The sequence below is a fragment of the Micromonospora sp. NBC_01412 genome (assembly GCF_045040215.1).
Lineage (GTDB): Bacteria > Actinomycetota > Actinomycetes > Mycobacteriales > Micromonosporaceae > Micromonospora > Micromonospora rubida.
The window spans coordinates 2664380-2684999 of record NZ_CP109528.1; the positions used below are offsets into that span (position 1 = coordinate 2664380).

Sequence of the window (20620 nt, forward strand, 5' to 3'; positions counted from 1 at the left end):
TGGCCGATCGGTCGAACTTCAGGCCGAGTGTCGTTGCGACCACGGGACCACGAGACCCGGCCCGCCGGCGAGCACGGCTGCGTGCACGGCCCGGGCCAGCGGCGCCCCCCAGGTTGAGCGGGGCCCGCCGTACGCGGCCGGGGCCCCATCGACCGGGCAGAGCACGGTGACCGCGTCCGTCGGGGTGCCGGTGGCCGCCAGCCCCAGCTCCCGGATCGCCTGCACCTTCGCCTCGGTCGCGGTGGCCACCGCGTTGACCAGTGCGGCATCGCCGAGCCGGGCGGGCATCTGGATCACGATGTTGACGGTGCCGACCCGCGTCCCGGACTCGGCGGGCTCGACCGAAGCGGACTCGACCGGAGCGGACTCGGCGGCCTGGAGCGGGGTGCCCAGCCCGACCGTGGCCCAGACCCGCACCCCGGTGTCGGTCCTGGCGACCACGTCGGCGACGTCGACCCCGGTCAGCAGCCCGACGCCGGGCCCGTCCAGGCCGAGCTGGCCGGCCAGCTCGGCCAGGTGCTCGGCCGGGTCGTCCCGGTGGTAAGACATCGGCACGGTCGCGTTGACCACCCAGTTCCGTACCCCTATCCCGCCGCCGAGCGGCGCGGAGCTGACCGCGAGCAGCGGCCGGTCGGCGCGCCAGACGAGCAGCGGTATGTCCCGCCCGTCCTCGTGGCGGCTGGTCAGGGTCGGCTCGGTCAGCACGCCGCAGACCCTACGTCCCAGGCGCGTCGAGGGCGGCCGGGGGCCGCCGAACCGGCGATCATAGTGGTTGATCAGGCCGGGCAGGTTACATCCAACGATCAAGATTCCAGGGGTGCACCTCTGATTGCCGCTCACGTGCGCCTAGACTGGCCGAGCGCGAGGGATCAGCGGACGGCGGACCCGGCCGACGGACGGCACGCGTAGGCGGAGGTGCGCGATGGACGAAGTACTGGCCCGCAGCGGAATTTTTCAGGGAGTCGACCCGGAGGCTGCCGAGGCGCTCGCCAAGGAGATGGAGACGATCGAGGTCCGCAAGGGCGAGGTCGTGTTCAACGAGGGCGAGCCCGGCGACAGTCTCTACATCCTCCTGTCCGGCAAGATCAAGGTTGGGCGGCGTGCCGCCGACGGCCGGCAGAACCTGATCGCCGTGATGGGCCCGTCGGACATGGTCGGCGAGCTGTCGCTCTTCGACCCGGGTCCCCGGACGGCCACGGCCACCGCGGTGACCGACACCCGGATGGTGCGGCTGCGCAAGCAGGCCCTGCGTCCGTGGCTGAACAACCGGCCCGAGATCGCCGAGCAGCTGCTGCGGGTGCTGGCCCGCCGGCTGCGCCGGACGAACGACTCGCTGGCCGACCTGATCTTCACCGACGTGCCGGGGCGGGTCGCGAAGAACCTGCTCCAGATGGCCGGCCGGTTCGGCACCCGCGACGGCGGCGTGCTGCGGGTGACCCACGACCTGACCCAGGAGGAGATCGCCCAGCTCGTCGGCGCCTCCCGGGAGACCGTCAACAAGGCGCTCGCCGACTTCGCCTCGCGCGGCTGGCTGCGGCTGGACGGCAAGAGCATCATCATCCTGGACCCGGAGCGCCTGGCCCGCCGCGCGCGGGTCTGACAGCTCCCCGCGCGGTCCGCCCAACGCAGCACTGCTGAATCTTTCGGCGCACCGGGGCCACGCTCCCGGTGCGCCCGCTGGGCGAAGGTCCGGGCCGGGACGGACTGGACCGGCCGGCCCGTCCCGTCTGTCCAGAGCAGAAACGCTGGACGACGCGGCCGGCGGGCGGGACGGTGAGACGATGCTGGAACGTATCGCCGTCCTGTCCGACGTCCACGGCGCGCTACCTCCGCTGGAGGCCGTGCTGGCAGAGCCGGACGTCGCCGCCGCCGACCTGATCGTGCTCACCGGCGACATCGCCGCCGGCCCCCAGCCCGTCGAGGTGCTGGACCTGCTCAGCGGGCTGGGCGACCGGGCCTGCTGGGTGGGCGGCAACGCCGACCGGGAACTGGTCGAGGCGCGGGCCGGGAAGCCGTCCGCGATCGAGGTGTCGAACTGGGCCGCGGGGCAGCTCCGCGACGACCAGGTGGCCCGGCTGGCCGCGCTCCCGCCGACGGTGACCCTGTCGGTCGCCGGGCTGGGCGAGGTGCTGTTCTGCCACGCCACGCCCCGCGACGACGAGGAGGCCGTCCTCGTCGACTCCCGGATGGCCCGCTGGGCGGAGGTCCTGGCCGGCGTCCCGGCCGGGGTCCGGGCCGTGGTCTGCGGGCACACCCACATGCCGTTCGCCCGACTGGTCGACCGCCGCCTGGTGGTCAACCCGGGCAGCGTCGGCATGCCGTACGGCGGCCCCGGCGCGGACTGGGCGCTGCTCGGGCCCGGGGTGCAGCTACGGCGGACGGCGTTCGACGTCGACGCCGCGTGCGCCCGGGTCGCGGCGGAGTCGGGCTTCCCGGACGCCGCCGCGTGGGCCGACGAGTACCTGCGCTCCCGGCACAGCGACGCGGACGCGCTCGCCGTTTTCGGCCCCCGCGACGGCCGCTGACCCCGCCGGCCGGCTCGGCTGCCCCACCCGGCCCAACCGGCAGATGGAGACGGCGAGCAAGGTCGGCGAAGGCGGCGAGCAGGCCGCCGGGCACCCTGCTGGGGTCGGGCCCCCTCGGCAGGACGCTTTGGAGCTGAGTCGTCTACGACATCGCCCCGGGCGAGTCGTTTACGACATCAGCTCCAAAGGGCGCGCGAAGGACACCCACCGCAGGAGAACGGCGCACGCACTCCCCGCGCAGAGAACACTCACCACGCACACCGCGACCAGACCACGCACAGCCACCGCGCACCGCGCGGAGGGACCACCGCACAGCCACCGCGCGGAGGGCACCCACGCACCGTGTCGCAGCCGGCGGGAGGCCTACCCCACGCCCCCGTCGCACCGGCGCGGAGGGCGCCACCCACCCACGCCGAGGCCGTTGGGCACCGCCCATCTTCCCCGCGCAAAAAAGTCAGTCTTGACTGTTTGTTTCTTCACCGGCACGCTGTCCCCGTGACCGCCGCATCGACCCGTGTCCCTCAGCAGGAACGCAGCCGCGCAACCCAGGCCCGGCTGCTGGAGGCGACCGTCGACTGCCTCGTCGAGCACGGCTGGTCGGGCACGACCACCACCGTGGTGGCGGCCCGGGCCGGCGTCTCCCGGGGCGCCCAGCTGCACCACTACCCCACGAAGGCCGCCCTGGTCACCGCCGCCGTCACGCACCTCGCCGAGCGTCGGGCCGAGGAGCTGCGCATCGAGGCCGAGGCGCTGCCCGCCGGGCCACAGCGGCTCGACCGGGTGATCGACCTGCTCGGCGCAGCGTTCACCGGGCCGCTCTTCGTCGCCGCGCTCGAACTGTGGGTCGCCGCCCGCACCGACGCCGAGCTGCGCGGCGCTCTGGTCCCGCTGGAGACGCAGGTGGGCCGGGAGATGCACCGGCTGACGGTCTCCCTGCTCGGCGTCGACGAGCGCCGTCCCGGCGTCCGGGAGGCCGTGCAGGCCACCCTCGACCTGCTGCGCGGGCTCGGGGTGGCCAACCTGCTCACCGACGACTCGACCCGCCGCGCCGCCCTGCTCAGCACCTGGAAACGCCAGCTCGCCGCCCTGCTCACGCCCTGACCGGGCCGCCGAGGCCCGCCCGACCAGCCCTGGAGGTCCCATGGTCGACCGCACGGACCTGCTCACGGACCTGCTCACCGACCTGACCGGCGAGTCCGGGGAGCTGGACGCCCTGGTCGGCCCCCTGTCCCCGGACGGCTGGGCGCGACCCACCCCGGCGCCCGGCTGGACGGTCGCCCACCAGATCGCCCACCTGGCCTGGACCGACCACGTCGCCCTGCTCGCCGCCACCGACCCGGACGCGTTCTTCGCGTCGGTGGCTTCGGCCCCCGACCTGACCCGGCTGGTCGACGACGGCGCGGAGCAGTTCCTCGCCCCGCCGGCCGAGCTGCTGGCCCGCTGGCGGGCGGGCCGCGCCGCGCTGGCCGAGGCCCTCGCCGCCGTCCCGGCCGGGGAGAAACTGCCCTGGTACGGCACCCGGATGTCGGCCACCTCGATGGCCACCGCCCGCATCATGGAGACCTGGGCGCACGGCGAGGACGTGGCCGACGCGCTCGGCATCACCCGCGCCCCGACCGGCCGACTCCGGCACGTCGCGCACCTCGGCTTCCGTACCCTCGGGCACGGCTTCGCGGCCCACGGCCGGGCGGTGCCGACGGCGCCGGTGCGCCTGGAACTCGCCGCGCCGGGCGGCGGCACGTGGGCCCACGGCCCGGCGGACGCCGCCGACCGGGTCACCGGGCCGGCGCGCGACTTCTGCCTGCTGGTCACCCAGCGCCGGCACCGCGCCGACCTGGCCCTGGTCGCCGCCGGACCGGTCGCCGACGAGTGGCTCGACGTGGCGCAGGCGTTCGCCGGGCCGCCGGGCTCCGGCCGCGAGCCACTGGCCGAGCGGACCGACCAGGCCGACCAAGCCGAGCAGGCCGACCAAGCCGAGCAGGGCGAGCGGGGCCGGCCGGCCGGGGCTACGGCGTGACCGCGCCGCTGCGGGTCGGCAACGCGTCCGGCTTCTACGGCGACCGGTCCACCGCCTGGCGGGAGATGCTCGACGGCGGCGAGCTGGACGTGCTGACCGGCGACTACCTGGCCGAGCTGACCATGCTGATCCTCGGTCGGGACCGGCTGCGCGACCCCGGCCTCGGGTACGCGAAGACGTTCCTGCGCCAGTTGGAGGACTGCCTCGGCACCGCGTTGGAGCGCGGGGTGCGGATCGTGACCAACGCCGGCGGGTTGAACCCCGCCGGGCTGGCCGCCGCGATCGGGTCGCTCGCCGACCGGCTCGGCCTCACCGCCAGGATCGGGTACGTCGAGGGCGACGCCCTCGCCCGGCCGGACGCGCTCACCGCGAACGCGTACCTGGGCGCGTTCGGGATCGCCGCCTGCCTCGACGCCGGGGCGGACGTGGTGGTCACCGGCCGGGTCACCGACGCGTCCCTGGTGGTCGGGCCGGCGATCGCCCGGTTCTGTTGGGGGCGCGACGATCTCGACGCGCTGGCCGGGGCGACCGTGGCCGGGCACCTGATCGAGTGCGGGGCGCAGGTCACCGGGGGCAACTTCAGCTTCTTCACCGAGCTGCCGGACGGCGGTCACCGCCCCGGCTTCCCGATCGCGGAGATCCACCCGGACGGCTCGTCGGTGCTCACCAAGCACCCCGGCACGGGCGGCGCGGTCACCGTGGAGACGGTCACCGCCCAGCTCCTGTACGAGGTGGGCGGCCCGGACTACCTGGGCCCGGACGTGGTGACCCGGCTGGACACCGTCGAGCTGAACGCGGACGGGCCGGACCGGGTCCGGGTCACCGGGGTCCGGGGCGCCCCTCCGCCGGACACCCTCAAGGTCGGGGTGAACAACCTCGGCGGGTTCCGCAACTCGATGACGTTCGTCCTGTGCGGGCTGGACATCCCGGCCAAGGCCGCCCTGGTGCGGGGGCAGGTCGAGGCGGCCGTCGGCACGGACGGGCTGGAGTTCGTCCTGGCCCGCACCGACCACCCGGACGTGGGTGACACGGAGGCGGCGAGCGCGCTGCTGCACGTACACCTGCGCGACGGCGACAAGGGGCGGGCCGGGCGGGCGTTCTCGGCCGCGGCGGTGGAACTGGCACTGGCCTCCTATCCGGGCTGCACGCTGACCACGCTGCCCGGCGACGCCACCCCGTACGGGGTGTTCACCGCCGACGTGGTGCCGCAGGGCGAAGTCGAGCACGTCGCCGTCCTCCCGTCCGGCGAGCGGATCCCGATCGCTCCCCCGCCGACCACCCGTGCGCCGGCCTCGTCCGTACCGCAGCCTCCGCCGGCAGACGGGCCTGTCGCCCGCCCCACCCGCCGAGGGGCGCTGGGCGAGCTGGTGGGGGCGCGCTCGGGCGACAAGGGCGGCGACGCGAACCTCGGCGTCTGGGCCCGCACCGACGCGACCTGGGCGTGGCTGCGCGGCTGGCTGACGGTCGAGCGGCTGGCCGAGCTGCTGCCGGAGACGGCCGCGCTGACCGTCGAGCGGTACGAGCTGCCGAACCTGCGGGCGGTCAACTTCGTGCTCCGGGGGCTGCTGGGGCAGGGGGTGGCCGCGTCCACCCGGTTCGACCCGCAGGCCAAGGCGCTCGGCGAGCTGCTCCGCGCCCGCGTGGTCGACCTGCCGGCGGGCCTGTCCACCGGGCCGCCCGGGAGCGCCGAGCCGCCAGCCGACAACGCCGGGCCGGCCGGGGAGGTGACCCCGTGACGATCGTGGACACCCCGGAGCGGCGGCAGCTGCGCGAGCTGACCAGGGCGTTCGTCACGCGGGAGGTGCTGCCGCACCTGGACGGCTGGGAGCGGGCCGGCGAGGTGCCCCGGGAGCTGCACGCCACCGCCGCGCGGCTCGGCCTGCTCGGCATCGGGTTCCCCCAGTCCGTCGGGGGCAGCGGCGGCGACCTGCTCGACTCGATCGTCGTGACCGAGGAGATCATCCGGTCGGGCGGCTCGTCCGGGCTGGTCGCGGCGCTGTTCACGCACGGCATCGCGCTACCGCACATCGTCGCGGCCGGGAACGAGCACCTGGTCGACCGGTACGTCCGGCCCACGCTCGACGGGGCGATGATCGGCGCGCTGGCCATCACCGAGCCGGACGGCGGGTCGGACGTCGCCGCGATCCGCACCCATGCCCGCCGCGACGGCGATCACTACGTGGTGAACGGGTCGAAGACCTACATCACCAGCGGGGTACGGGCGGACTTCGTGACCACGGCGGTCTGCACCGGCTTCCCCGGCAGCGGGGAGCTCACCCTGCTGGTGATCGACAAGGACACGCCCGGGTTCACCGTCGGCCGGCGGCTGGAGAAGCTCGGCTGGCACTGCTCGGACACCGCCGAGCTGGCGTTCGCCGACGTGCGGGTGCCGGTGGCCAACCGGATCGGCGAGGAGGACACCGGCTTCCTGGCGATCGTGCAGCACTTCGCCGCCGAGCGGCTGTCGCTGGCCACCCAGGCGTACGCGACCGCGCAGCGCTGCGTCGACCTGGCCGTGGGCTGGTGCCGGGACCGGTCCACGTTCGGCCGGCCGCTGGCCAGCCGGCAGTTGATCCGGCACCGGCTGGCCGAGATGCACACCCGCGCCGAGGCAGCCCGCGCGTACGTGCACGACGTGGCCGAGCGGGTCGCGGTTGGGGAGCCGGTGGTGACCGAGGTGGCGATGGCGAAGAACGTCGCGGTGGCCGCCTGCGATTTCGTCGTCGACGCCTCGCTGCAACTGCACGGCGGGTACGGCTACCTGCGCGACGCCGAGGTGGAGCGGCACTACCGGGACGCCCGCATTCTCGGCATCGGCGGTGGCACCACCGAGATCATGAACGAGATCATCGCGAAGGGCATGGGCCTGTGACCACACTGGACAGCGCGCTCGACCCGTCCTCGCCGGTCTGCTCCGCCAACCGGGAGGCGCTGCTGGAACGCCTCGCCGAGCTGGACGCGGCCCTCGACCGGGCCCGCGCGGGCGGCGGCGAGAAGTACGTGACCCGGCACCACAGGCGGGGCAAGCTGCTCCCCCGGGAGCGGATCGAGCTGCTGCTCGATCCGGACAGCCCGTTCCTGGAGTTGTCGACGGTCGCCGCGTACGGGACGGACTTCCCGGTCGGGGCCAGCGTGGTCACCGGCATCGGGGTGGTCGAGGGCGTGGAGTGCCTGGTCGTCGCCAACGACCCGACGGTACGGGGCGGCGCGGTGAACCCGTGGTCGCTCGCGAAGACCCGGCGGGCCGGCGAGATCGCCCTCACCAACCGGCTACCGATGATCAATTTGGTGGAGAGCGCCGGGGCGGACCTGCCCACCCAGGCGGAGATCTTCATCCCGGGTGGCCGGGTGTTCCGCGACCTGACCCGGCTCTCGGCCGAGCGGATCCCCACGGTCAGCGTGGTCTTCGGCAACGCCACGGCCGGCGGCGCGTACGTGCCGGGCATGTCCGACCACGTGATCATGATCCGGGACCGGTCGCAGGTCTACCTGGCCGGGCCGCCCCTGGTGAAGATGGCCACCGGCGAGGTCACCGACGACGAGTCCCTCGGCGGCGCGGCGATGCACGCCACGATGTCCGGCCTGGCCGACTTCCTGGCCGAGGACGAGCGGGACGGCATCCGGCTGGCCCGGCAGTCCGTCCGCCGGCTCAACTGGCGCAAGCAGGGCCCGCCGCCGCGCAACCCGGTCCCGCAGCCGCCGAAGTACGACCCGGAGGAGCTGCTCGGCATCGCCAGCGCCGACCTGAAGGTGCCGTTCGACCCGCGCGAGGTGCTGGCCCGGGTGCTGGACGGCAGCGAGTTCGACGAGTTCAAGCCCGCGTACGGGACGGCCCTGGTGACCGGCTGGGGCGAGCTGCACGGGTACCCGGTCGGCGTGCTGGCCAACGCCCGGGGCGTGCTGTTCAGCGAGGAGGCGCAGAAGGCCGCCCAGTTCATTCAGCTCGCCAACGCCTCCGACACCCCGCTGGTCTTCCTCCAGAACACCACCGGCTACATGGTCGGCACGGAGTACGAGCAGCGCGGCATCATCAAGCACGGCGCCCTGATGATCAACGCGGTGTCGAACTCAAAGGTCCCCCACCTGACGGTCAACCTGGGCGCGTCGTACGGGGCCGGCAACTACGGCATGTGCGGGCGGGCGTACGAGCCACGGTTCCTGTTCACCTGGCCGAACGCCAAGTCGGCGGTGATGGGGCCGGCGCAGTTGGCCGGGGTGCTGTCGATCGTGGCCCGGCAGGCCGCCGCCGCCCGGGGAAGCGAGTACGACGAGGACTCCGACGCCGCGATGCGGATGATGGTCGAGCAGCAGATCGAGTCCCAGTCCGGGGCGCTCTTCCTCTCCGGCCGGCTCTACGACGACGGGGTGATCGACCCCCGGGACACCCGTACCGTCCTCGGGCTCTGCCTGTCGGCGATCCACAACGGACCGGTGAGGGGCGCCGACGGCTTCGGCGTCTTCCGGATGTAGGGGGCTGCCACTCATGATCACCCGACTGCTCGTGGCCAACCGGGGCGAGATCGCCCGGCGGGTCCTCGCCACCTGCCGGATCCTGGGCGTCGAGACGGTGGCCGTGCACTCCGACGCCGACGCGGACGCGCCGTTCGTCGCCGAAGCCGACCAGGCCGTACGCCTGCCGGGGAACACGCCCGCCGAGACGTACCTGCGGATCGACCTGATCCTCGACGCGGCCCGGAAGGCCGGCGCGGACGCCGTGCACCCGGGCTACGGCTTCCTCGCCGAGAACGCCGAGTTCGCGGCGGCGGTGACCGACGCGGGGCTGACCTGGGTGGGCCCGCCGGCCAAGGCGATCGCCGCGATGGGCGACAAGATGGCGGCGAAGGCTCTGCTGGCCGACGCGGGCGTGCCGATGCTGCCCACCTGGACCGACGCCGACGAGATCACCGACTTCCCGGTGCTGGTGAAGGCGTCCGCCGGGGGCGGCGGCCGGGGCATGCGGATCGTCCGGGAGGCCGCCGGCCTGGCCGAGGCGGTGGCCTCCGCGCGGCGTGAGGCGGCCGGGGCGTTCGGCGACGGCACGGTCTTCGTCGAGCGGTACGTCGAGCGGGGCCGGCACGTCGAGGTGCAGGTCTTCGGCGACACCCACGGCACGGTGCTGGCCCTCGGCGAGCGGGACTGTTCGATCCAGCGCCGGCACCAGAAGATCGTCGAGGAGGCCCCGGCGGTCCTGCCCGACGGGGTACGGGAGCGGCTGCACGCCGCGGCGGTCGCGGCCGGCCGGGCGGTCGGCTACGTCGGCGCGGGGACGGTCGAGTTCCTGCTCGCGCCCGACGGGGAGTTCTTCTTCCTGGAGATGAACACCCGACTCCAGGTGGAGCACCCGGTCACCGAGGCGGTCACGGGGCTGGACCTGGTCCGGCTGCAACTGCTGGTCGCCGAGGGCGACCCGCTGCCGCTGACGGCCACCCCGCCCGTCACCGGCCACGCGATCGAGGTACGGCTGTGCGCCGAGGACCCGGGCCAGGGCTTCCGGCCCGCCACCGGCACCCTGCACCGCTTCGCGGTTCCCGGCGTGGTGGGCGAGTTCGCCCCGACCCGTGGACTGCGCCTCGACTCGGGCGTGGTCGACGGCTCGACGGTCGGCGTGCACTACGACTCGATGCTGGCCAAGCTGGTCGCCTGGGCCCCGACCCGCGCGGAGGCGGCCCGGCTGCTGGCCGGCGCGCTGGCCAGGGCCGAGCTGCACGGGGTGACCACCAACCGGGACCTGCTGGTACGGGTGCTGCGCAGCCCGGAGTTCCGCGCCGCCGAGGTCGACACCGGCTTCCTGGACCGGCACGACGAGGTGTTCGCCCCCCTGTTGCCGCCCAACGGGGTGCCCCTCGCGGCCCTCGCCGCCGCGCTCGCCTCGGCGGCGGCCCGCCGGTCGACGGCCACCGTGCTCGCCGGGCTCCCCTCGGGCTGGCGCAACGTGCCAGCCTTCCCGCAGGTCACCCGCTACGCCGGCCAGCACGGGGAGATCGAGGTCCGGTACCGGCTGGACCGCGCGGGCACGCTCGCCGAGTGGTCGACCCATCCGATGACCGGGGACGACTCCGGCGACAACACGCCGGCCGTCACCCTCGTCGGGGCCACCCCCGACCGGGTGACACTCGACGTCGACGGGGTGCGGCGGGCTTTCCGCGTACACCGGGTGGGGTCGGCGGTCTTCGTGGACGGCCCGGACGGGGCGGCGAGCCTGGCCGAGCTGCCGCGCTTCCCGCTGCCCACCGTGGAGCTGGCCGCCGGGTCGCTGCTCGCGCCGCTGCCCGGCGCGGTGGCCCGGGTGCACGTCGAGGTCGGTCAGCGGGTCGCCGCCGGTGACCTGCTGCTGACCCTGGAGGCGATGAAGCTGGAACACCCCGTGCTCGCCCCGACCGACGGCGTGGTGGCCGAGCTGCCGGTACCGGCCGGCGGCCAGGTCGACACGGGGGCAGTCCTGGCCGTGGTCAACCCCGAGGAGGCCCCCCGATGAACTTCGACCTCACCCCCGAGCAGGACCAGCTCCGCGACGCCGTCCGGGCGCTGGGCCGCAAGTACGGCCACGGCTACTTCGTCGAGAAGGCGAAGGCCGGTGAGCACACCACCGAGCTGTGGGACGAGGCCGGCCGGCTCGGCTACCTCGGCGTCAACATCCCCACCGAGTACGGCGGCGGAGGCGGCGGCATCACCGAGCTGGCCATCGTCTGCGAGGAGCTGGCCGCCGCCGGCTGCCCCCTGCTGCTGCTCGTGGTCTCCCCCGCCATCGTCGCCACGATCATCACCAAGCACGGCACCGAGGAGCAGCGCGAGCGCTTCCTGCCCGGCATGGCCGACGGCACCCTCAAGGTGGTCTTCGCGATCACCGAGCCGGAGGCCGGGTCGAACTTCCACCGCCTCGGCACGGTGGCCCGCCGCGACGGCGACGACTGGCTGCTCTCGGGCCGCAAGTGCTACATCTCGGGCGTCGACGAGGCGCAGTACGTGCTGGTGGTGGCCCGCACCGAGGACTCGTCCACCGGAAAGCTCAAGCCCGCGCTGTTCGTGGTGCCGACCGACGCGGCCGGGCTGACCCGCTCCAAGCTGGACATGGAGATCATCTCCCCGGAGAACCAGTTCCTGCTCTACCTCGACGACGTGCGGCTGCCCGCCGACGCCCTGGTCGGCGGCTCGCTGGACGCCGGCCTGCCCGCGCTGTTCGCCGGCCTGAACCCGGAGCGGATCACGGTCGCCGCGATGGGCGTCGGCACCGGCAGGTACGCCATCGAGCGGGCCAGCGAATACACGGCTACGCGAAAGGTCTGGGGCGGCCGGAGCATCGGCTCCCACCAGGGGGTGGCGCACCCGCTCGCGCACGCGGCGGTGCAGGTGGAACTGGCCCGGCTGATGATCCACAAGGCGGCCACGCTGTACGACGCGGGGCGGGACCTGGAGGCCGGGGTGGCCGGCAACATGGCCAAGTACGCGGCCGGGGAGGCCGCCGCGCTCGCCGTGGACACGGCGGTGCAGGCGTTGGGCGGGGCGGGGATGACCACGGAGTACGGGGTGGCGACGCTGTTGGGGGCGGTGCGGGCTGGGCGAATCGCCCCGGTGAGCCGGGAGATGATCCTCAACTTCGTCGCCCAGCACGTGCTCGGCCAGGACAAGTCGTATTGAGCAGTAAGCCGCAATTGACCGCGAGCATGCGACTAATTCGCACACAGCGAGCACAGTTATTCATCCGTCGCTACGGAACTTCTCTCAGGCGTCGAACATCCCGGCCTTGATGCCCTGGAGAAAACCGGTCCACTGGTCGGCCGCGAAGAACAGCACCGGCCCCTGCCGGTCCTTGCTGTCGCGGACCTGAGCAGCATTGATCACGTATCGCGCCTCCACGCACGCGCCGTTGCCACCGCTACGGCTACTGGTACGCCACTGGCTGTCAAGCGCCCTCATGGCGTCTCCTTGTCACGGATCTGCTTGATCATCGAGGTTGACGCTGTAGGTGACAGCGCTGCCGCCCGAAGGGAGTTGAACACGCGAGTGCAGCGCTGCACGTCCTCACCTTCAGCGTAGAGGTCGCCGGTCAAACCCTCGATGTACACCACACCCGGACCTTCCGCGAAGCTGAGGATGTGGAAGCTGGACACCATCGAGGCGTAGGCACCCTCGCGGAACGGGATGACCTGGATGGTGACGTTCCAACGCTTCTGCGCGTCGAGCAGGGCGGAGAGCTGACCGCCCATGATGTCGGCTCCACCGATCTGCCGGCGTAGGACTGCCTCGTCGATGACCGCGACCAGGCGTAGCTGTTCCTCGGTCAGCAGCTTCTGTCGCTTCATCCGCACGGTCACCCGATCCTCCACAGCCTGCGGGGTCGGCTGAGATGCGTCGGCGGTGGTGATCGCGCGGGCGTAGTCGGCGGTCTGCAGTAGGCCGGGAACTACCAGCGTCTCGAAGTTCTGGATCTCGGACGCTGCGGATTCCAGCCCGATGTACTGGCGGTACGAGTTCGGCAGGTCGCCATACTTCGCCCACCAGCCGCGCTGCTTGCCGGTGCGCGCCATCGACAGCAACGTCTCACGCAACTCGGCGTCGGCGACGCCGTACCGGTCCAGCAAGGCGTTCAAGGCCGGACCCTTCAAGCCCACCCGACCCTGCTCGATCCGGCGCAAGGTGCTTGGCGAGACTTCGATGACCTCGGCGGCTTGCTCGGCAGTTACGTCCGCTTCTTCCCGTACTCGCTTGAGCTGTGCGCCGAGCTGGAACCGCACGAAGGTCGGGCTCTCCATGGTCGACATTCTGCGCCCGTCCTCCTCGCGCGCACCAGACACACGCCGTAGGCGCAACATGGCGCAACGTTATTGACCCCACGTATCTGCGCGCGCAAAATGGGTGCGCAGCCCACGGCGTGCGAGCGAGGAGCGGTCATGCCTAGACGTGTCAGCTTTGACCAGTACCTGATAGCCGTTGCTCAGACCCTGGCTCGCCGGCACAAGCCGGTGTGGTCGTGGATCAGGTGGCGGTACGTCTGCAAGTGCGGGAACGAGTTGCCCTGCCGGCATAGACACAAGATCCCGATCAACCGGGGCCACTGGCCAGGTGAGGGCCAGTGACCGAACACGGTCCCGTCCTGCCCATCTGGCTCTGCGGCGGCTGCGCCGCCCCCTGGCCCTGCGCCACCCGCCGACACGAACTGCTCCAGGAGTACGCGGCCTCGCCGGCCGCCCTGACGCTCTACATGGGCTCGTACTACGTGGCCGCCAGCCAGGACATGAGCTGGGCCCCGGCGGGGACGCTCCGTCGCCGCTTCCTCGGGTGGCTGACGTGATCGACTTCCGCGCCGGGACGGTCTTCCACGTGACCCGGGTGGCGAGCCCGCAGTTCGTTCAGCCGATCTTCTTCCGGCTGATCCGGGTACACAAGGACTGGATCACCTACGACCACTGGATCTGGCTCGACGGCTACCAACTCAACGCCAAGGGCGACGCGGTGACGCAACGGTCGATCTTCGTACAGCCGGCGGGCTTGATCGTCCAAACGCAGCCACTCCCGGCACACCGCCCGGGACCGCGCAGATCCGTTGCGCGAGCCTAGTGTGCCCAGGTCAGCAGGGACGCGGCCATGCTCAGCCTCTCCGCCGCGCTCGCCATGGACACAGCCGGGTAGGCGCGGGCGGGGCGAGGATGCTCAGTTGATGCTGACCGTCACCGTGCCAGTCACCACACGGTGATCCGAGCAGGCGCCGATCGTGCAGGTGGTCGGGATGGCCAGCGAGTCGGCGGTGTAGCTGCCCGCGAGCCGGTTCTCCCGTACGAAGATCAAGTCGATCTTGTTGCCGAGGCCGCACGGCCCGCCGGTACTGCCGTCCGCGACGGTGGTCTCGCCGTAGCCGACGCAGCGGGAGTCCAGGTCGTCCAACTCACGGTAGAAGCCGGTGTTGCCGGCGTTGTTGGCCACGTTGAGACTTGGCGCGTACCAGTTGTCCAGCCGGCCGTAGTGGGGCTGGGCGTTGAAATCCCCGGCAATGAGCACCGTGTCACCGTTCGCCGCGAAGGCATCCAGCCGGCTACGCACCGAGTTCAGTTGCTGCACGTTGATCACCGTGCCGTTGATGACCGTGTTCGACGGCGTGATGTGCGTGGTGCAGAACCGCAGGTGCGGGCGGGCGGACAGCGGGGCGCAGAGCAGGGTCCGCCGCTCGGCACTGCCATCCGATGGCAACGTGTAGCGGTTCGCCGAACCGAGCGGCGCCTTGCTGAAAATGGCATTGCCGAACGCCTGCCCGTTGCAGACCGTGTCGCGGGACGACTCGAAGCGGGCGAAGTTGGCGGAGTCCTGCGGCCAGCCGGAGGCCCTCAGGTCGGCGACGATCGCCTGGTACTGCTGGTAGCAGAGCTCGTTGAGGCCGACGAAGTCGGCGCCCCGGGTGCGGATCGAGCCGGTCAGGGCCGGAATGAGGCCGTCGGTGGTCGAGGCCCGATGCATGGTCCAGCCCGCGACGTTCCAGACCCAGAGGTCGTGTGTTGCCGTGGTGGCCGCCGAGGCCGGGGCCGCCGAGGTGAGGGCGAGGACGAACGCGCCGAGCACGCCGACACAGAGCCTCATCAACCGCATGCGTCTCCCCCATCGAACTGATCGTCGCCGATTCATCGAAGATGATGACACAAGCAGATCGATCAGGCGAGCCATACACAGTAGGCCCTTCAGCCCGGTCACGGCGCCTGCACTCAACCCTCGACCAACGGCCACCACCGTCCGCGAGGGAAGGTCGGAAGGGCTTAGTCACCTGCTCAGGCCCGCCGTCATCTCCGACACGCTGGGCAGATCGCGCCGGTGAGCCGGGAGATGATCCTGACCTTCGTGGCTCAGCACGTGACGCCCAACGCGAACCGGCCGAACAGCCACGTATTGGCGGTGAGAGTCATGACTGCGGTCCTCGCCCGGTCCGTAGACCGGACCGGGCTTTGCGCCAATGCATGATTCGGGGAGAGTTGTAAACATCGCATTTGGGCCACCAGGTGCAGAGTGGAGCAATTCCCCCTAGACATTGATATCTACGATTACCGCATGAACTCACGAACGCGGGGCAGAGGCACTGGAACCGAATGGGATGGACCACTCGCAGAATTTTTGGCCCTACGGGAGGAGATTCAAGTAAGAGTGCAGACTCAGCACCAAACACTATCACTGCAATTGACGATTACCGCGGCGATATTTGGGTTTTCGATCTCCCGACAGAGTCTGACAGCACTCTTACTTCTCGTGCCATTCACCTCTTACCTACTTTGCGGGCGCCTTGCTTCATATCACTTTGGAACGGTGACGGCGGCTAGGTACATCACAGAAGAACTAAGCAAGCAGGTGCCAGGTGGGCTGCGATGGGAGCAGTGGCTGCGAAAAGACCGAAAAGGTCCGAGCATACTGGGATCGACGCTACCCCTCCTACTCACTTTCCCTGGGGCGAGCGTGCTGGCATTGACTTGGGTGGGCTGGTACATCTACGGCAGCGGGATTGCGGATACTGCTCCTCGCGCCGGCCTTATCACCCTATGGGCCCTCGGCTTCATCCCTACCTCCCTGTCGGCTTTGCTTTTGCTACAGATGACGGGGCGGACATCAGTTGGAATACGAGAATAGGAAATCCCTCGCGGGAGGACCATAATGCCGTGGAGTCCCGCTTTCAGCAGGTGCAGCTACCTGCAACTGGTTAACGTTCAAGGCGGTCTGGTCCGGCAGCCTCTGCATCGGCCGGAGCTGACGGAGTAGGCCAAGACGGCCAGCCAATAGACGTTTTGCGGCGGCCGGGTGCGTCACTGACGGTCCCTCACCCGGCAACGTTGCTCAGGGCGTCAAAATTGCCGCCCTTGATGTCTTGGATGAAGCCGGCTCACTGGCCGGATGCGAAAGACAGCACCGACCCCTCCCGGTCCTTACTGTCACGGACCTGGGCGGAATCGGCCACGTGACGGTGCTCTGCCACTGACCGGCCGGCCCAGCCGTGAACCGACCGGTCCCCGTTCTGCCTCAGGAGCACACAGGGGCAGGACATCCCGAGCCGCCACTCGACGTCGGCGGCCGGGACGTCACAACGCGGCTGGCCTCGACACCGCGCCTCGCCCGCCGCGCCGCTTGGCGGCGTACGGGAGCACGAACATGTACAGGCCGGTGAAGAGCAGCAGAGCGAGCGGAAGCAGCGGCAGGTAGAACACCCATTCGGGCAGTGCCCCGCTCGCCGCGACGAAGCCGATGACCACGGTCACCGTGAAGGCGATGGACACCCACCGGTGGAGCTGTCGAATCCACTTGTTCCAGCGCAACGAAATCTCCATTGCATACGAGCAGGCTCAGAACTTGGCAGACGTTGCCGCGGGTGCTGGCGAGCCCAACAATCCCGCAGATAGTCACCAAGGGTTATCGAAGCCGGGCACAGTCCACCCCCTCCTCGACCCCTTTGCTCTGCTGCGGCGGAGGCAACAGTCACTCGATGTGAAACCAGCGCACAGACGTCACTCTGGGTTGATTCGGAGATTCTCCTGCTCGCAGCTGGTGTTGCCGGGAGGGCAGCAGAGCAAAGCGGGCGAGGGGGGTACCGAAGGGCGCGGCCAGCTGTCACGGAAGGTAGCAACTCGGGCCTCACCGACCGCCATTACTTACAGTGTTCAACCGGCGCGTCTCGCCGGGTGAGGCGTCCGCCCCTGCACCGGCGGCTACACGGTGCCGCCGGTGCGGCTCGCGGTCGCGGTCGCGGTCGCGGTCGGGCTAGCGCACTTCCTGGATGCGGACCATGTTGCCCGCCGGGTCGCGGAAGGCGCAGTCACGAATCCCGTACGGCTGCTCGACCGGCTCCTGGACGACCTCGACGTCACCGGCCTGCACCTTCTCGAAGACACCGTCGAGGTCGGGGGTCGCCAAGATGATCCAGCCGTACGTGCCCTTCGCCATCATCTCCCGGATCACCCGACGCTCCTCGTCGGTGACACCCGGGTCGGCCAGCGGTGGCGCCAGGAGGATGCGCGTGTCCGGCTGACCCACCGGCCCGACCGTGATCCACCGCATCTTGCCGCTGCCCACGTCACTGCGTACCTCGAAACCGAGGACATCACGGTAGAAGACCAGGGACGCCTCGGGGTCGTCGTGCGGAAGGAAGCTCGTGTGAATGGTGATGTCCATGGCCATCACGCTAGGGGCGGCACGACGGCCAACGCTTCTTGATTCCTGACCGGTCTGCTCACCTGCTTCGCCACCGCGCTCCGGGTGCCTGAAGGCCTCAGCGGTTGAGGAAGAACTCGGCACCTTGGACGTACTCCATCGCCTTGACGAACTCGGGGTCGTTGAGCCCGCGATTCATCTCTTCCTCGGTTGGCTCCGCCACCCGCTGGTGGAGCCACCACAGGTTGCCGAACGGGTCGCGGAAACGGCTGACCCGATCGCCCCAGAACAGCTCGGTGGGCTCGGTGACAACGGTCGCGCCGCGTTCGACCGCCCGGCGTAGCACCTCGGCGTCGTCGGCGACGTAGAGGCGCAGGAAGGCCGGCGTCTGCGGCCAGTCCGGCTTGTCGAACATCATCACGACCGAGTCTCCGACGCGGACCTCGGCGTGGCCGATCACCCCGCCCACGTCCATTCGAGCCAACTCGGTGGCGTCGAAGACACTGACGACGAAGTCGATCAACTGGGCCGTGTTCCCCGGAGAGATCATCCACGGGGTGACGGTGTGGTAGCCGTCGGGGACAACCTTCATCGCTCATCTCCTCGTTCTGGCGCACGGTCTGTGTACCGCCGGGAACCAGGCTAGAGCTCATGTAGGCCAGCTCCGGTCCTACATGAGGAGGCACCATGGGAACGTGAAAGACACGTCGGCCCGCCTGCTGCGACTGCTGTCCCTGCTCCAGACGCCCCGGGAATGGCCGGGCAGCGAACTCGCCGAACGACTCCAGGTCGCCCCACGCACCGTGCGCCGGGACGTCGACCGACTGCGTGAGCTCGGCTACCCGGTCCAGGCCACCATGGGCGCGCAGGGCGGGTACCGACTCGTGGCGGGCAAGGCGATGCCGCCACTGCTGCTCGATGATGAGGAGGCCGTGGCCATCGCCGTCGGCCTGCGCACGGCGGCCCGGCAGCCGGTCGCCGGCATCGCCGAGGCGTCGCTGCGGGCTCTGGCCAAGCTGCAGCAGGTGCTTCCGCCCCGGCTGGGCCGCCGTGTCAGCGCCCTCACCGCGGCCGCCCTGCCGACGCCCGCAGCTTCGGCCTCGCTGGTCGACCCCACGCAGTTGACAGTCCTCGCCGCCGCGGGCTCGACCAACGAACGAGTCCGGTTCGACTACCGCAACCACGACGGCGTCGTCAGCCGGCGGCACGTCGAACCACACCGGCTGGTCGTGGTTGGCCGTCGCTGGTATCTGCTCGCCTACGACAACGAGCGCAACGACTGGCGGACGTTTCGCATCGACCGCATCGACAAGGCCCAGACCACCGGGACGCGGGTGCCGCCGCGCGACCCACCGGCCGATGATCTGGCCGCGTTCGTCACCAGCCAGCTCTACGACCTGGCACCGGTCTTCCGGGCGGTGGTGACGCTCGCCCTGCCGGCCGGCCAGGCCGCGGCCCAACTGGGCGACTACGCCGGCGAACTGCGGCCTATCGACGACGCATCGTGCCGCTGGCACAGCCCGCAGGACACCATCGACTGGCTCGCCGTCCGGCTGGCCCTGCTCGGCTGCGACTTCACCGTCCACGAGCCAGTCGCGCTGGTCGACCACCTACGCCAGCTCGGCGGCCGCATCACCCGTGCCGTGCCGCCCGGAACCTGAAACGGCCACCTCCATCCGACCGCCCGTGACGACCCCGGATGTCACCGGCGGGCACTCCAGGCTTCAGCTGACCGGCACGGCGGCGGCCCGCAGCGCCCAGAAGTTCGACCGGTACTGGTCGTGGATGGTCGCCGACTGGACCCGTAGCAGCGCCTCGTCGTTCTCGCGGAGCGCGGCGTTGGAGTAGTTGTGGCTACCGGTCATCACCCACTTGGTGTCCTTCTGCCCGTCGTACGTTCCCTCGATGAGCAGGTACTTCGAGTGCACGATGTAGTCGCCGCTGATGCGGTACAGCTTGATCCGGCTGTGCCCGGACAGGATGTTGGGCACGTCGACGTCGGACTCGGTGTAGACGATGTCCACCCAGCACTTCTTGTCGGCCAGCTCACGCAGCTTGGTCGCGATCGGGTTGCGGCTGAAGTGCCACATCCCGATCCGGATGATCGTCCGCCCGGTCTCGGTGCCCGTCGAGGTGTTGCCCTCGCAGGTGATGTTCTCGTTGAGCATGTTGTAGATCGTGTCGGTGTCCTGGGTGGTGCCGGCGCGGGGGAAGAAGTACGACTTGGCGTTGCCGCTGGAGACGGTCCGGTAGTAGTCGTTGTTCTTAACCTGGGCCGCCAGATCCCCGTGATAGGCGACGTAGGAGTTGTAGACGGCGGTGTTGCCGACGAGCGTCACCGCGTTGTTCCAGTAGCGCTCGGCGTTGTCGTTGGTCAGGTTGGCCGAGCTCTGCACCAGGACGTTCGTCGACCCGAGGGTGTCGGAGAACAGGAAGAACTTGTTGTGCATGATCGGCGTGTTGAGGTTGCCGATGCAGGCCCGGTCGGTGGTGCAGACGGTCACCCAGGAGTCGTTGGTCCGGGTCGTGCCGAGCTTGCCGATCAGGCCGGTCACCGCCGAGTAGGCGCGGGACTGGCTGTCGACCACGACCCGCACGTTCACCCCCCGGTCGTACGCGGCCGCTAGGTCGGTCGACACCCGGGTCAGCGAGAAGTGGAACATCGCCACCCGGATCGTGGACCCGGGAGCGGCGCCCTGGATCAGCCGCTGGACGTGTTCGACGATGGCGTACTGCTGGCTGGCCACTGTGGGGTTGTTGAAGACCGCGCCGGAGGTCACGGCCGCGACCGCCGGTGTGGTCGGGATGAGGATCGCGGCGGCGGCGAGGCCGCCCGTGACGAGTAGCCCGGCGATACGACGCAGAAGCATGAGACTCCCTCGGTTATGGTGCGGCCCGAGCCGCCGCGAGCCGGCGGCCGGGTTTCCCAGCATGTCGGAGCTCCGCACATTTTCCGCACGCCCTGTCA

The 20620-nt window shown here is 70.8% G+C and carries 19 protein-coding genes and 1 pseudogene; 12 read left to right on the forward strand and 8 right to left on the reverse strand.

Translation table 11 applies throughout. The annotated features are described in order from the left end of the window. Positions 1-18 precede the first annotated feature (18 nt). Positions 19-705 carry an adenosylcobinamide amidohydrolase gene (locus tag OG617_RS12135; protein ID WP_405101347.1) on the reverse strand — a complete coding sequence of 229 codons (687 nt, stop codon included), beginning with the start codon at positions 703-705 and terminating at the stop codon, positions 19-21. A gap of 217 nt (positions 706-922) precedes the next feature. On the opposite strand from OG617_RS12135, the gene OG617_RS12140 reads away from it, so the two are divergent. The 9 genes and pseudogenes from OG617_RS12140 to OG617_RS12180 all read left to right on the forward strand — a co-directional run bounded on the left by OG617_RS12140 (position 923) and on the right by OG617_RS12180 (position 12177). Further along, positions 923-1600 (forward strand): Crp/Fnr family transcriptional regulator, encoded by a 678-nt coding sequence (locus OG617_RS12140; RefSeq protein ID WP_161686535.1) that lies wholly within the window; start codon positions 923-925, stop codon positions 1598-1600. 181 nt (positions 1601-1781) lie between these two features. Then, positions 1782-2525: a metallophosphoesterase family protein gene (locus OG617_RS12145; protein ID WP_405101349.1), complete on the forward strand. Its 744-nt coding sequence runs from the start codon at positions 1782-1784 to the stop codon at positions 2523-2525. A 495-nt stretch (positions 2526-3020) separates the two neighbouring features. Further along, positions 3021-3626 carry a TetR/AcrR family transcriptional regulator gene (locus tag OG617_RS12150; protein ID WP_405101351.1) on the forward strand — a complete coding sequence of 202 codons (606 nt, stop codon included), beginning with the start codon at positions 3021-3023 and terminating at the stop codon, positions 3624-3626. 40 nt (positions 3627-3666) lie between these two features. After that, positions 3667-4464, forward strand: a pseudogene (locus OG617_RS12155) (TIGR03084 family metal-binding protein); the annotation flags it as partial. 74 nt (positions 4465-4538) lie between these two features. Next, entirely contained in the window at positions 4539-6278 is a 1740-nt protein-coding gene (locus OG617_RS12160; protein ID WP_405101353.1) for an acyclic terpene utilization AtuA family protein, read from the forward strand. Continuing rightward, entirely contained in the window at positions 6275-7414 is a 1140-nt protein-coding gene (locus OG617_RS12165) for an acyl-CoA dehydrogenase family protein (protein WP_405101355.1), read from the forward strand. The genes OG617_RS12160 and OG617_RS12165 overlap by 4 nt, the downstream gene beginning before the upstream one ends. Further along, positions 7411-9012 (forward strand): acyl-CoA carboxylase subunit beta, encoded by a 1602-nt coding sequence (locus tag OG617_RS12170; protein WP_405101357.1) that lies wholly within the window; start codon positions 7411-7413, stop codon positions 9010-9012. The genes OG617_RS12165 and OG617_RS12170 overlap by 4 nt, the downstream gene beginning before the upstream one ends. Before the next feature lie 13 nt (positions 9013-9025). Further along, positions 9026-11017 carry a biotin carboxylase N-terminal domain-containing protein gene (locus OG617_RS12175; protein WP_405101359.1) on the forward strand — a complete coding sequence of 664 codons (1992 nt, stop codon included), beginning with the start codon at positions 9026-9028 and terminating at the stop codon, positions 11015-11017. Continuing rightward, on the forward strand, positions 11014-12177 hold the full coding sequence (locus tag OG617_RS12180; RefSeq protein WP_405101361.1) for an acyl-CoA dehydrogenase family protein: 1164 nt from the start codon (positions 11014-11016) through the stop codon (positions 12175-12177). Before OG617_RS12175 ends, OG617_RS12180 begins: the two co-directional genes overlap by 4 nt. A gap of 84 nt (positions 12178-12261) precedes the next feature. Here OG617_RS12180 and OG617_RS12185 read toward each other — a convergent pair whose 3' ends face one another. Continuing rightward, complete coding sequence (locus OG617_RS12185) at positions 12262-12456, reverse strand: DUF397 domain-containing protein (protein ID WP_405101363.1); 195 nt, start codon at positions 12454-12456, stop codon at positions 12262-12264. Next, positions 12453-13292 (reverse strand): helix-turn-helix domain-containing protein, encoded by an 840-nt coding sequence (locus OG617_RS12190; protein ID WP_405101365.1) that lies wholly within the window; start codon positions 13290-13292, stop codon positions 12453-12455. The genes OG617_RS12185 and OG617_RS12190 overlap by 4 nt, the downstream gene beginning before the upstream one ends. A gap of 320 nt (positions 13293-13612) precedes the next feature. On the opposite strand from OG617_RS12190, the gene OG617_RS12195 reads away from it, so the two are divergent. Further along, entirely contained in the window at positions 13613-13831 is a 219-nt protein-coding gene (locus OG617_RS12195) for a hypothetical protein (RefSeq protein WP_405101367.1), read from the forward strand. Continuing rightward, on the forward strand, positions 13828-14097 hold the full coding sequence (locus tag OG617_RS12200; RefSeq protein WP_405103643.1) for a hypothetical protein: 270 nt from the start codon (positions 13828-13830) through the stop codon (positions 14095-14097). Before OG617_RS12195 ends, OG617_RS12200 begins: the two co-directional genes overlap by 4 nt. A 93-nt stretch (positions 14098-14190) precedes the next feature. On the opposite strand, the gene OG617_RS12205 is transcribed toward OG617_RS12200, so the two are convergent. The 4 genes from OG617_RS12205 to OG617_RS12220 form a co-directional block, all read right to left on the reverse strand. Beyond that, a complete protein-coding gene (locus OG617_RS12205; RefSeq protein WP_405101369.1) occupies positions 14191-15117 on the reverse strand; it encodes an endonuclease/exonuclease/phosphatase family protein in 927 nt (308 codons plus the stop codon). A 1469-nt stretch (positions 15118-16586) separates the two neighbouring features. Next, complete coding sequence (locus OG617_RS12210) at positions 16587-16820, reverse strand: hypothetical protein (protein WP_405101371.1); 234 nt, start codon at positions 16818-16820, stop codon at positions 16587-16589. A gap of 442 nt (positions 16821-17262) precedes the next feature. After that, positions 17263-17673, reverse strand: coding sequence for a VOC family protein (locus OG617_RS12215; protein ID WP_405101373.1), 411 nt, complete (start codon positions 17671-17673; stop codon positions 17263-17265). Between the two features lie 97 nt (positions 17674-17770). Next, on the reverse strand, positions 17771-18244 hold the full coding sequence (locus OG617_RS12220) for a VOC family protein (RefSeq protein ID WP_405101375.1): 474 nt from the start codon (positions 18242-18244) through the stop codon (positions 17771-17773). A gap of 103 nt (positions 18245-18347) precedes the next feature. Between OG617_RS12220 and OG617_RS12225 the strand changes: the two genes are divergently transcribed. Beyond that, a complete protein-coding gene (locus tag OG617_RS12225) occupies positions 18348-19313 on the forward strand; it encodes a helix-turn-helix transcriptional regulator (protein ID WP_405101377.1) in 966 nt (321 codons plus the stop codon). A gap of 63 nt (positions 19314-19376) precedes the next feature. On the opposite strand, the gene OG617_RS12230 is transcribed toward OG617_RS12225, so the two are convergent. After that, a complete protein-coding gene (locus tag OG617_RS12230) occupies positions 19377-20522 on the reverse strand; it encodes a phospholipase D-like domain-containing protein (RefSeq protein WP_405101379.1) in 1146 nt (381 codons plus the stop codon). Positions 20523-20620: the final 98 nt, after the last annotated feature.

Excerpts from the sequence above, each read along its gene's own strand:
- OG617_RS12140 (WP_161686535.1), top strand. The coding sequence starts at position 923 with ATGGACGAAGTACTGGCCCGCAGCGGAATTTTTCAGGGAGTCGACCCG.
- OG617_RS12145 (WP_405101349.1), top strand. The coding sequence starts at position 1,782 with ATGCTGGAACGTATCGCCGTCCTGTCCGACGTCCACGGCGCGCTACCT.
- OG617_RS12175 (WP_405101359.1), top strand. The coding sequence starts at position 9,026 with ATGATCACCCGACTGCTCGTGGCCAACCGGGGCGAGATCGCCCGGCGG.
- OG617_RS12180 (WP_405101361.1), top strand. The coding sequence starts at position 11,014 with ATGAACTTCGACCTCACCCCCGAGCAGGACCAGCTCCGCGACGCCGTC.
- OG617_RS12185 (WP_405101363.1), bottom strand. The coding sequence starts at position 12,456 with ATGAGGGCGCTTGACAGCCAGTGGCGTACCAGTAGCCGTAGCGGTGGC.
- OG617_RS12190 (WP_405101365.1), bottom strand. The coding sequence starts at position 13,292 with ATGGAGAGCCCGACCTTCGTGCGGTTCCAGCTCGGCGCACAGCTCAAG.
- OG617_RS12205 (WP_405101369.1), bottom strand. The coding sequence starts at position 15,117 with ATGCGGTTGATGAGGCTCTGTGTCGGCGTGCTCGGCGCGTTCGTCCTC.
- OG617_RS12215 (WP_405101373.1), bottom strand. The coding sequence starts at position 17,673 with ATGGACATCACCATTCACACGAGCTTCCTTCCGCACGACGACCCCGAG.
- OG617_RS12220 (WP_405101375.1), bottom strand. The coding sequence starts at position 18,244 with ATGAAGGTTGTCCCCGACGGCTACCACACCGTCACCCCGTGGATGATC.
- OG617_RS12230 (WP_405101379.1), bottom strand. The coding sequence starts at position 20,522 with ATGCTTCTGCGTCGTATCGCCGGGCTACTCGTCACGGGCGGCCTCGCC.